At 66.6% G+C, this 10,366-nt stretch carries 12 protein-coding genes; 8 read left to right on the top strand and 4 right to left on the bottom strand.

Annotation, left to right across the window (positions count from 1 at the left end):
* Positions 1 to 13: 13 nt before the first annotated feature.
* Together ACLHHB_RS07620 and ACLHHB_RS07615 are read left to right on the top strand one after the other, a co-directional pair.
* Positions 14 to 802, top strand: coding sequence for an inositol monophosphatase family protein (locus ACLHHB_RS07620; protein WP_410217672.1), 789 nt, complete (start codon positions 14 to 16; stop codon positions 800 to 802).
* 96 nt (positions 803 to 898) lie between these two features.
* Entirely contained in the window at positions 899 to 1,852 is a 954-nt protein-coding gene (locus tag ACLHHB_RS07615; RefSeq protein ID WP_410217667.1) for a DMT family transporter, read from the top strand.
* On the opposite strand, the gene ACLHHB_RS07610 is transcribed toward ACLHHB_RS07615, so the two are convergent.
* Positions 1,818 to 3,884: a lytic transglycosylase domain-containing protein gene (locus ACLHHB_RS07610; RefSeq protein WP_410217666.1), complete on the bottom strand. Its 2,067-nt coding sequence runs from the start codon at positions 3,882 to 3,884 to the stop codon at positions 1,818 to 1,820. The genes ACLHHB_RS07615 and ACLHHB_RS07610 overlap by 35 nt on opposite strands.
* A 123-nt stretch (positions 3,885 to 4,007) precedes the next feature.
* Between ACLHHB_RS07610 and dapA the strand changes: the two genes are divergently transcribed.
* The gene (gene dapA / locus ACLHHB_RS07605) at positions 4,008 to 4,883 is read left to right on the top strand and encodes a 4-hydroxy-tetrahydrodipicolinate synthase (RefSeq protein ID WP_410217665.1); all 876 of its coding nucleotides are present in this window, start codon (positions 4,008 to 4,010) and stop codon (positions 4,881 to 4,883) included.
* Positions 4,884 to 4,899: 16 nt separating this feature from the next.
* Here dapA and ACLHHB_RS07600 read toward each other — a convergent pair whose 3' ends face one another.
* Positions 4,900 to 6,099: a UbiH/UbiF family hydroxylase gene (locus ACLHHB_RS07600; protein ID WP_410217664.1), complete on the bottom strand. Its 1,200-nt coding sequence runs from the start codon at positions 6,097 to 6,099 to the stop codon at positions 4,900 to 4,902.
* Positions 6,100 to 6,177: 78 nt separating this feature from the next.
* On the bottom strand, positions 6,178 to 6,852 hold the full coding sequence (locus ACLHHB_RS07595; protein WP_410217671.1) for a pyrimidine 5'-nucleotidase: 675 nt from the start codon (positions 6,850 to 6,852) through the stop codon (positions 6,178 to 6,180).
* 64 nt (positions 6,853 to 6,916) lie between these two features.
* Between ACLHHB_RS07595 and ACLHHB_RS07590 the strand changes: the two genes are divergently transcribed.
* From ACLHHB_RS07590 to ACLHHB_RS07575, 4 genes are all read left to right on the top strand, one after another.
* Complete coding sequence (locus ACLHHB_RS07590; RefSeq protein WP_410217663.1) at positions 6,917 to 7,540, top strand: GntR family transcriptional regulator; 624 nt, start codon at positions 6,917 to 6,919, stop codon at positions 7,538 to 7,540.
* Entirely contained in the window at positions 7,533 to 8,168 is a 636-nt protein-coding gene (locus ACLHHB_RS07585; RefSeq protein ID WP_410217662.1) for a DNA-3-methyladenine glycosylase family protein, read from the top strand. Before ACLHHB_RS07590 ends, ACLHHB_RS07585 begins: the two co-directional genes overlap by 8 nt.
* Positions 8,165 to 8,821 carry an alpha/beta hydrolase gene (locus ACLHHB_RS07580; protein ID WP_410217661.1) on the top strand — a complete coding sequence of 219 codons (657 nt, stop codon included), beginning with the start codon at positions 8,165 to 8,167 and terminating at the stop codon, positions 8,819 to 8,821. The genes ACLHHB_RS07585 and ACLHHB_RS07580 overlap by 4 nt, the downstream gene beginning before the upstream one ends.
* 190 nt (positions 8,822 to 9,011) lie before the next feature.
* Positions 9,012 to 9,611 (top strand): HNH endonuclease, encoded by a 600-nt coding sequence (locus ACLHHB_RS07575; protein WP_410217660.1) that lies wholly within the window; start codon positions 9,012 to 9,014, stop codon positions 9,609 to 9,611.
* A 6-nt stretch (positions 9,612 to 9,617) separates the two neighbouring features.
* Here the strand turns inward: ACLHHB_RS07575 and ACLHHB_RS07570 are convergent, their stop codons facing one another.
* Positions 9,618 to 9,791 (bottom strand): hypothetical protein, encoded by a 174-nt coding sequence (locus tag ACLHHB_RS07570; protein WP_410217659.1) that lies wholly within the window; start codon positions 9,789 to 9,791, stop codon positions 9,618 to 9,620.
* A 241-nt stretch (positions 9,792 to 10,032) separates the two neighbouring features.
* On the opposite strand from ACLHHB_RS07570, the gene ACLHHB_RS07565 reads away from it, so the two are divergent.
* The gene (locus tag ACLHHB_RS07565; protein ID WP_410217658.1) at positions 10,033 to 10,347 is read left to right on the top strand and encodes a DMT family transporter; all 315 of its coding nucleotides are present in this window, start codon (positions 10,033 to 10,035) and stop codon (positions 10,345 to 10,347) included.
* Positions 10,348 to 10,366 lie beyond the last annotated feature (19 nt).

The following is a 10,366-nucleotide window of genomic DNA, read 5'->3' as shown; positions in this document are numbered from 1 at the left end:
TCCGGAGCACCCGATGGCAAGCGCCAATCTGAACGTCATGATCAAGGCCGCCCGCAAGGCCGGGCGCGGCCTCGTCAAGGATTTCCGCGAGGTCGAGAACCTTCAGGTCAGCGTCAAGGGCGCCGGCGATTTTGTGACCCGCGCCGACCGGGAGGCCGAGCGCATCATCAAGGAAGAACTGATGAACGCCCGGCCTTCCTATGGCTGGCTGGGCGAGGAAACGGGCGAGGATGCGGGCGACGACCCCACCCGCCGCTGGATCGTGGATCCGCTGGACGGCACCACGAACTTCCTGCACGGCCTGCCGCACTGGGCTGTCAGCATTGCGCTGGAACACAAGAACGAGATCGTGGCCGCTGTCGTCTTCGATGCCGCCAAGGACGAGATGTTCGTGGCCGAAAAGGGCGGCGGCGCTTACATGAACGACCAGCGTTTGCGCGTTTCCGGCCGCACGCGCATGATCGATTCGATCTTTGCCACGGGCATTCCCTTTGCCGGGCACGGCCCGCTCCCGGCCTCGCTGCAGGATCTGGCGCGGCTTATGCCGATCACGGCCGGCGTGCGCCGCTTTGGCGCGGCGGCGCTGGATCTGGCCTATGTGGCGGCGGGCCGCTTTGACGGCTATTGGGAGCGCGGCATCAAGCCTTGGGACGTGGCGGCCGGCATTCTGCTGGTCCGCGAGGCCGGCGGCTTTGTCGAAGGCATCCGCGAAGGCGACAGCCCCTTGGAGTCGGGACGCATCATCGCATCGAACCCATCCCTGCTGGAGCCTTTTTCCAAGATCATCCGTTCGCGGGAATAAACCGTCCGGTGGCAGCCTTGCACGTTCTGCAATGCTGCCATCGCTTGACCTCGGGATACGACAGGGGCAACACGGGCCGTTCCTGAAAGCGCCCTCATGCCTGACGATCATTCCCCTGTGCCTTATGCCGGATCGGCCGCCACGGCCTCCGCTCCGCCGCCCCTTCCACCCGTGACGCGGCCCGTGCGCGACCGGACCGGGCTGGCCATCATCCTGATGTGCGCGGTCAGCTTCATCTTCGCGCTGCAGGACGGGTTTTCCCGCGTGCTGGGCAACGCTTACCCCGCGACACTGATCGTGATGTTGCGGTACTGGGTCTTTGCGGCCTTTGTCGTGGCGTTGGTCGCGCGCCAGCCCGGCGGCTTGCGGCGGGCCATCCGCACCAAGCGCCCCCTGACCCAGATCGTCCGTGGCGTCATCCTGGCGATGGAGGTGCTGGTGATGATCGAGGCCTTCGTGCGCCTGGGGTTGATCGAGACGCATGCGGTCTTTTCGGTGTATCCGCTGCTGGTCGCGGCCTTGTCGGGCCCGGTTCTGGGCGAGAAGGTCGGCTGGCGGCGCTGGACGGCGATCGCTATCGGCTTTGCGGGTATCCTGGTGATCCTGAACCCCGGCGGGGGCGTCATCAGCGTCACTGCGCTGCTGCCCTTTGTGGCCGCGCTGCTGTTTGCGCTCTACGGCCTGCTGACGCGGCATGTGTCGCGCGATGATCCGGCCATGGTCAGCTTTTTCTGGACCGGCATTTCGGGGGCGGTTGCGATCACGTTGGTCGGCATCTGGGACTGGCAGTGGCTGGCGCCGACGGACTGGATCTGGATGGGCTGCCTGTGCATCTGCGGCATGTCCTCGCATTACCTGATGATCCGCAGCTACGAGATGGCCGAGGCCTCGGCCCTGCAGCCGTTCGCCTATACCCAACTGGTCTGGGTCAGCATCATCGGCGTCTGGCTGTTTGGGGAAACCTTGCGCAGCAACGTCGTTCTGGGCGGAGTCATCGTTGTCGCCGCCGGCATCTTCACTCTGCTGCGACAGCGGCGGAAATCCGGCTGAACCATCCCTCCGGCAGGCGCGGGCCGATAAAGGGCTTGGGCCGAGGCGGGGCCGAAAGGGCCAGTGTCAGCCGCGCGGGGGGCGGCGGCACCTGGCCACCGCCCGAAAGGTCCCACCTCGTGACGACAGGGGCGGGCTTGCCGTGAATGCGGGCGCGATAGACCGGCAGCGCCTCGGCCACCCGCATGACGTAGTTGCGCGTTTCGTCGAAAGGGATCAGTTCGACCCAGTCGATCGGGTCGGCCTCGCGCCGCAAATCGCCGAAATCGTTCAGCCAGCGGGCTGATCGCCCCGGCCCGGCGTTATAGCCCGCAGCGATCAGTGCCACCGAGGGACCAAAGCGATCCGCCAGCCCCGTCAAATAGGCTGAACCCAGCCGCGCATTGTAGGCCGCGTCCTGCGACAGCCGAGGCTCGTCATAAGGGGCGCCGATCTTGCGCGCCATCTGTTCGGCCGTGGCGGGCATGACCTGCATCAGGCCCCGCGCGCCGACAGGGCTGGCGGCCGTATGGTTGAATTCCGATTCCTGCCGGGCAATGGCCATGACCAGTTCGGGCGGCGGGCCCAGATCCTCGGACTCCAGACCCGTCAGCGGAAAATGCGCGGCGGGCCAGATCACGCCCTGGTTGGCGGACTGCTTGGCAAGGCGCAGCCCGTGCCAGGGGCTTCCGGCCTCGTACATCAGGCGCGACATGCGGGCGATATCCTCGGGCGATGCCGTCTGCGCCAGGTGCAGGAAGAAACGCTGCGCCTCGTCCCGCCGCCCGGAGGCGATCAGCCACAGGCCGGCCCGGAAGAGGCCGTTCTCGCGCAGGGTGCTGCCACGCCAGTTGGGCAGCGTGTCGATGGCCGCGCCTGCGACCGCATAATCCTCCGGCAGGGGGCGGCCCGTTTTCTCCATGGCCAGCTGGCCGTAATAGGTGCCGGGATAATCCGCCGCCGCCGCATAGGCCGTTTGCGCCGCAGATTCGTCGCCCATGGCTTCATGGGCCCGGCCCTGCCAGTAATGGGCACGCGACTTGCTGATGGCCGCGCCGACAACGGTTTCCAGATGGCGGAAATGGTCCAGCGCGCGGGCAGGGTCGCCAGTCTTGAGCGCTGCAAAGCCCGCCAGCCATTCCAGATCGGCGTAATGCCGGTTGTCCGGGGGCAGGAAATGCGGCGCGGCCAGCCGCAGGGCGCGGGACCAGTCGCCGTTCCGCATGGCAAGGCGTGCGTAATCCACCCGCATCGGTGCCCATTGGACCGGGTCGCGCAGCCTCTCGGGGCTGGCCGAGGCTTCCAGCATCAGGGCCTGCGCGCCTTCGTGCTGCTTGGCACGGACCCGCCACAGGAATCGATCCATGGTCAGTCCCGGATCGGCGCGGCTGTCGGCGGGCAAGGCAAGGATCAGGTCATCCACGCCATCGCGTCCCGATTGCAGGGCGATTCGCGCCAAGGGCAGCGGGCGTGCAGCCTCGGGCAAACGGGGCAAAAGACGTTCGGCCTGCACCCATTCCCCTGCGTCCAGCAGCGTGGAAAGGCGCAGGGGGATCATGGCGGCCAGGTCGGGATGCGCAGTCAGCAGGGCGGCCTCGTCCGCGGCGGGCATGGGTTGTGCCGCAAAGAAGCGGTGCAGCGCTTCCGTGGCTTCGGCGGGGGCAAGGGTGGCCATCAGCGCCTGAAGGGCGGGGCGGGTCGCAGGGGCGCGGTTTGCGAACCAGAGGCGGATGTCATCAGGGTCCGCACCCGGCCGCAGCTTGGCCTCGCCCCGCTGGATCAGCAGGTCCAGACCGGGCCAATCGGGATTGGCACGAAGAAATCGCGCGTAATCGGCAAAATCGCCGTATCCCGCCCGCAGGGCCTGCCAGCCGACCAGAGCCTCGGCCAAGGGACCCGCGCGCAGGGCCGCGTCGCGTGCGGTCACCCAGTCGCGCGCGTCGGCCGCGGCCAGGGCCAGCACCATCGCGCCCGGATCCTCGGCCCTTACGGGCTTGGCCAGGGGGAGGGCCAGCAGCAGGCCCGCAGTCAGCATGTCACGCAGAAGTCGCATCACCACCCTGTGTCGTCATCATCGTCCCCGGGCGCAATTCACATCCTTGGCAAGTTCCGCGCCCAAGGTTAGTGAGGTCCGCACAATTTCATCTTTGCCCATCACTTCACCAAGGAGCGTGTCATGTTCAAAGGGTCTCTGCCAGCCCTCGTCACGCCGTTCACCCAGGACGGCGAGCTGGATCTGGACACGCTGAAAAAGCTGGTTGAATGGCATGTCGATCAGGGCAGCCATGGCCTTGTTCCCGTTGGCACCACCGGCGAAAGCCCGACCCTGACCCATGCTGAACATCGGCAGGTCATCGAAGAGGTCGTGCGTGCGGTCAATGGCCGCATCCCCGTCATCGCGGGCGCAGGCTCGAATTCGACCCGCGAAGGGGCCGGACTGCTGCAGCACGCGGCCAGCGTGGGGGCGGATGCGGCGCTGGTCGTCACGCCTTACTACAACAAGCCGACCCAGACCGGACTGATCGCGCATTACACCGCGCTGACGCAGGCCTGCGACCTGCCGATCATCATCTACAACATTCCCGGCCGTTCGGTCGTGGACATGATGCCCGAAACCATGGGCGTTCTGGCACAGATCCCCTCGATCATCGGCGTCAAGGACGCCACCGGCAAGCTGGAGCGCGTCAGTTGCCAGCGCATGACCTGCGGGCCGGATTTCGTCCAACTGTCGGGCGAGGATGCGACGGCCCTCGGCTTCAACGCCCATGGCGGGGTGGGCTGCATCAGCGTCACGGCCAATGTGGCGCCGCGTCTTTGCTCGCAGTTCCAGGAAGCGACGCTGCGCGGCGATTATGCCGCTGCGCTGGAGCTTCAGGACTGCCTGATGCCGCTGCACCTGGCGATCTTCATCGAGCCGGGACTGGTCGGCGCGAAATACGCCATGTCGCGTCTGGGATTGTGCAACGAGCAGGTGCGCCTGCCGCTGACACCGCTGACCGACCCGACCCGGCGCCTCATCGACGCCGCGCTGGAACATGCCGGCCTGATCTGAACCGAGCGTTCGCGCCTCAGCGCAGGCCCAGACCGGCTCGCATCATCAGGCGGCGGACCGGCGCGATTCCATAAAGCCCGCCCAAAGCCGCCGCGCGCAGATCGCGCAGCGGGTGCAGTTGCGCCTGACTGGCGCGGTTCAGCGCATCGATGCCCAGCAACCGGGCATAGGCCTCGGGGCGGCGGGTGCGTTCATAGCGGGCCAGCGACGTCACGCCGCCGGGGTCGGCTCGGCTAAGATCAAGGAGCGCGGCCAGGTCGGCCAGACTCATGTTCAGACCCTGCGCCCCGATGGGCGGCAGGACATGGGCCGCTTCGGCAATCAATGCCGTGCGGGGGCCGGTAAAGCGGTCGGCGATCTGGCTGATGATGGGCCATTCCGTCAGGCGCGTGGCCAGCGTCAGCCGTCCTAGCACCCCGGCCGAACGCGCGTTCAGCTCCGCCTCGAAGGCTTCGCGCGGCAGGGTCTTGAGGCGGGCGGTCTCGCGCCCGTTTTCCATCCATACCACGGCGGAAGAGGGCGTGCCGTCACGGTCGGGCAGGGGCACCAGCGTGAAGGGGCCGCCCGAACGGTGAACCTCGGTCGAGATGTTGTGATGAGGCTGGTCATGGTTGACGGCAAAGGCCAACGCCTTCTGCCCATAGCGCAGGGTCCTGACGCCGATGCCAAGCGCCTGCCGAACGGGCGAATTGCGTCCGTCTGCCCCGATCAGCAGGCGTGCGCGATACCGGCTGCCGTCGGTCAGGGTGACAATCGCCCCTTCGTCCCGCGCCAGCACGGCGGCGGTGCCGGTGCCGGGCCGAAAGTGGACGCTTTGCAGGCTGTCCAGCCGGGCCGCGATCTCTCGGCGCAACAGCCAGTTAGGCAGGTTCCAGCCAAAGGGTTGCCCGCCGATCTCGGCCGCGTCGAAATCCCGGATCAGGCGCGGCTGCGGTTCGGCCCCCCCGGCATCCACGATCCGCATGACCTGCAGCGCGGTTGCATGAGGTGCCAGCCGCTCCCACAGGCCGATCCGCTCCAGCAGGGTAACCGAGGGCGTCAGGAATGCCGTGGAGCGGAGGTCCGCGCCGTCGGCCGTTTCATCCGTCACCGGGGGAGCGGGATCGACGCAAAGGACGGAAAAGCCTTCGGCGCCAAAGGCCGCCGCCGTGATCAGCCCCGCAATGCCGCCGCCAGAGATCAGGATGTCGATGTCGTCGATACGCGTGCCGGTCATGGTTCAGCCCTTTTGGTCCTGCCGCCATTCTGCCCGCCATGGGCGGTCATGAAAAGGGGCGGCGCTGTCGCAGCCGGCTCAGGCGATGAGGCGTTGCAGGAAGGCTGTCAGGTCATCCGTCCGGTGATCGACATGCGGATCCTGGTCCGCGTGCTCGTCCCGCAGGTCGGGACCATGGCGGCCGGGACCGACCAGAACGGTGCGCATGCCCAACTGGTGGGGCACCATCAGGTTGCGGGGGTCATCTTCGAAGAAGGCAGCCTCTTGGGGGTCGATCCGGGCATGGTGCAGCACGCGGTGAAAGGCTTCGGCGGCCGGCTTGGGATGGAAGCCGGTTTCCTCAATGCCATAAACGGCCTCGAACAGGTCGGCTTCGGGCAGGCCGCGGGCAGCCAGCACCTTGCGGGCATAGGCGGCATCGCCATTCGTGTGGATGATGCGGCGCCCGGGCAGGGCGGCAATGGCATGGGCCAGATCAGGGGCCGGCGTCAGAATCGAAAAGTCGATGTCATGCACATCGGCCAGATAGGCCGGTGCGTCGATGGTATGTTCCGCCATCAACCCGGCCAGCGTCGTGCCATGCAGCCGCCAGTAATCCGCCCTGAGCCGGTTCGCGTGATCCTGCGGCACGCCCAAGGTGCGCATCATCCAAGCCGTCATGCGCGCCTCGATCTGCGAGAACAGCTGCGCTTCAGGCGGGTAGAGGGTGTTGTCCAGATCGAAGATCCAGACGCGAACATGCGAAAAATCCATGACGGGGACATAACGCGGGCGGGCCGCGCTTGCAATTCGGCGCGCGCCGTCCAATCGTGCGGCCATGAAGGACGCCTATTCCCTGATCCTGACCGCCATCGAGGGCGGCACCTATCGCCCCGGCGACCGGCTGGTCGAATCCGAACTGGCCGAGCGTTTCGGCGTCAGCCGCACCCCTGTGCGCGAGGCGCTGCAGCGGCTGGAAACCCAGGCCATGCTGGTCCGCGACGGCCGCAGCCTGATCGTCGCCTCGCTGGACCACAACCAGTTGGCCGAGCTTTATACCGTGCGGGCCGAGCTGGAGGCGCTGGCTGGACGACTGGCCGCCCGCCACGCCACCCCCGAGGAGGTGCGCGTCCTGGCGCAGATGGTCGAGGAGGACCGCCGCGCCAAGGGGGACCCCGAGGCTCTGGCCCGGACCAACAAGCGCTTTCACCGGCAGATCCATCTGGCATCCCACAACCGCTATCTGGTCCAGCAGCTGGACCTGGTGCATCGTACCATGGCGCTGATGGCGCGGACCTCGCTGGCCGCGGAAGGACGCAGCGAGACGGCACTGGCCGAACATGCCCGCATCGTGGAGGCCATCGCGGCGGGCGACGGGGCGGCGGCGGACAAGGCCCTGCGGCAGCACATCTCGATGGCATGGGAAACCCGGCTGAAGCTGGAGGCGCAGGCGGGTGGCTGACGCCCGTCGCATCATCGGGCGGGAGGCCGATCTGGCCGAGGGTTGCGCCCATCTGGCCGCGGTCTGCCCGGTCTGGGCGCGGGTTCTGCCTGAACTGGAGCCGCTGCCGCTGCGGCGGCACGAGGACGGTTTTGCGGCGATGGCCAGCGCCATCGTGGGCCAACAGATTTCGGTCGCCGCCGCCGCGTCGATCTGGGCTCGGCTGGAGGCGGCTGGCCTGACCGACGAGGCGATGCTGCGTGCCGCCAGCGATGAGGACCTGCGCGCGGCGGGCCTGTCGCGGCCCAAGGCGCGCTATCTGCGCGGCATTGCCGAGGCGCGGCTGGACTGGCAGGGGCTGCGCGATCTGTCCGATGAACAGGCCATTGCGCAACTGGTGGCGCTGCCGGGCATCGGCGTCTGGACGGCTGAGATCTATCTGATGTTCGCCTTGGGCCGTGCCGATGTCTTTGCGGCTGGCGATCTGGCCCTGCAGGAGGCGGCGCGGATCATGTACGACCTGCCCGCCCGCCCCGGCCCGGCCGCCCTGCGCGCGCTGGCCGAACCGTGGCAGCCTTGGCGCGCGGTTGCGGCGCGGGGGCTCTGGGCCTATTACCGGCTGGCCAAAGGACGCGAGGGAACCTTATGACCATGACGCTGACATCCGACCGCCAGGGCCCTGAGAAGGCCGGTTCGGTCGTCGTTTTCCTGCATGGCTATGGTGCCGACGGGACGGACCTGCTGGGCTTGGCTGAGCCGCTGGCCCCGCATCTGCCCAAAACGGCCTTTTATGCGCCCGACGCGCCCGAACCGTGCCGCAACAACCCGATGGGCTTTCAATGGTTTCCAATACCCTGGCTGGATGGCTCGACGGAGGCGGATGCCCGGTCCAGCATGGGCGAGTCGATCAAGGCCCTGAACGCCTTTCTGGATCGGGTGCTGGCCAACGAGGGGCTGACAGCGGACCGCATGGTGCTGGTGGGCTTTTCGCAGGGCACGATGATGGCTCTGCATGTCGCGCCGCGGCGTGACCGGGCCGTGGCGGGCATTGTCGGCTTTTCGGGCCGTCTGCTGGAACCGCAGCTGCTGGCCGAGGAGGCGCGGAACAAGCCGCCGGTCCTGCTGATCCACGGCGATCAGGACCAAATGGTGCCTTTCGAGGACATGGGCCTCGCGGGCCAGACCCTGCAGGAGGCCGGGTTCACCGTTTATGGCCATGTGATGAAGGGAACCGGCCACGGCATATCTCCGGACGGATTGTCGGTGGCGCTGGCCTTTCTGCGCGAACACTTCGGCGACTGATCGCGCGGCCTCCTGAAATCCTGCGCGCCCGTGCTGTCGCATTTGTCATGCTGCTGTCATTGCGGCACGTTATGCAGTCCAGTGTCTTGGGTAAATGCGGGGGCTTGTCAGATGCCCGACGCGATATATAGTCGGAGACATGGATCTGACGGGCGCCCCGGTCACCCTATGGGGCAGGCAGGAAGGCGACATGCTGGACGAGCAACACCAGACGGAATTCCGAACCCAGTTCGTGCGCGAACCGGCCAGCCTGCGCCACCACCCGGCGCTTGTGCTGAATGCCGATTTTCGGCCTCTGAGTTATTACCCCTTGTCGCTCTGGCCATGGCAGGAGGCGATCAAGGCCGTCTTTCTGGACCGGGTCAGCATCCTGGCCGAATATGACGAGGTGGTGCGAAGTCAGCGGCAGGCTTTCCGGATTCCCTCGGTCGTTGTTTTGAAGGATTATGTGAGACCCCAGAAGCGCGTGGCATTCACGCGCTTCAATCTTTTTCTGAGGGACGAATTCTGCTGCCAGTATTGCGGGGCCAAGGGAGACCTGACCTTTGATCACGTCGTGCCGCGCTCGCGCGGAGGGGTGACCAGTTGGGAAAACGTCGTCGCCGCCTGTTCGCCCTGCAATCTGAAAAAGGCCAATCGCAGCCTGCGCCATTCGGGAATGCAGCTTCGCAAGCCGCCGCGTCAGCCCTCGTCCGATGAGATGCACGCGATCGGGCGGCGCTTTCCGCCGAACCACCTGCATGACAGCTGGATGGACTTTCTTTACTGGGACGCCGAGCTGGAAAGCTGAAGCGCGTCAGCCTTCGTGGTCGTGGCCGTCGCGGTGTCCCAGATGCAGGAGCAAGGCCGCACTCAGGGCGACAAGCACGATTGCGACCGGGGGCAGTCCCGACGAAAGACTGGCCCAGAGGGTCAATCCGCAGCCAAGGATCACAACAGCGATCAGCATGAGGAAGTGGGTCAGTGGCATGGGACGCTCCTCTCCTGCCAAAGAATATGAGGCCGAACGGGCTGCTTGAAAAGCCCGTCTTGCTCAACGCACTGAACCGGAGCGGGGTCCCGCCGCTTTTGCGCGGTTTTGACGCAGGTTTTTCGGAAGCGGCGCGGGCCTTGATCCTTTGTGCATCAGGACCTAGCTCTGGGGCGAGGACGACCTCCCCATCACGGGCAGCATTTCCGGGACGGCCCGGACCGCAATTCGGTGAACCGTCATGCCGTGGATTCTTTTGATCGTCGCGGGTCTTCTGGAAATTGTCTGGGCCACTGCCATGAAGTTCTCGATGGGCTTCACGCGGCCTGTTCCGACGGCGGTGATGCTGGTCGGCATGCTTGCTTCGTTCGGCCTGCTCGCGGTGGCGATGCGGCAGTTGCCGCTGGGGACGGCTTACACGGTCTGGACCGGTATCGGGGCGGTCGGCAGTTTTGTTGTCGGAGTGGTGTTGCTGGCCGAGCCGGTGACCGCCATGCGCCTGCTGGCCGCAACGATGATCGTGGCGGGGATCGTCACGATGAAGCTGGCGTCATAGCCCCTTCCTGCCGTCTCCG

Origin of the sequence: Paracoccus sp. (in: a-proteobacteria), from assembly GCF_046462195.1 — a bacterium.
Classification (GTDB): Bacteria; Pseudomonadota; Alphaproteobacteria; order Rhodobacterales; family Rhodobacteraceae; genus Paracoccus.
Note: the sequence above shows the minus strand (reverse complement) of the source record. Positions and strands in the feature narration are given on the sequence as shown.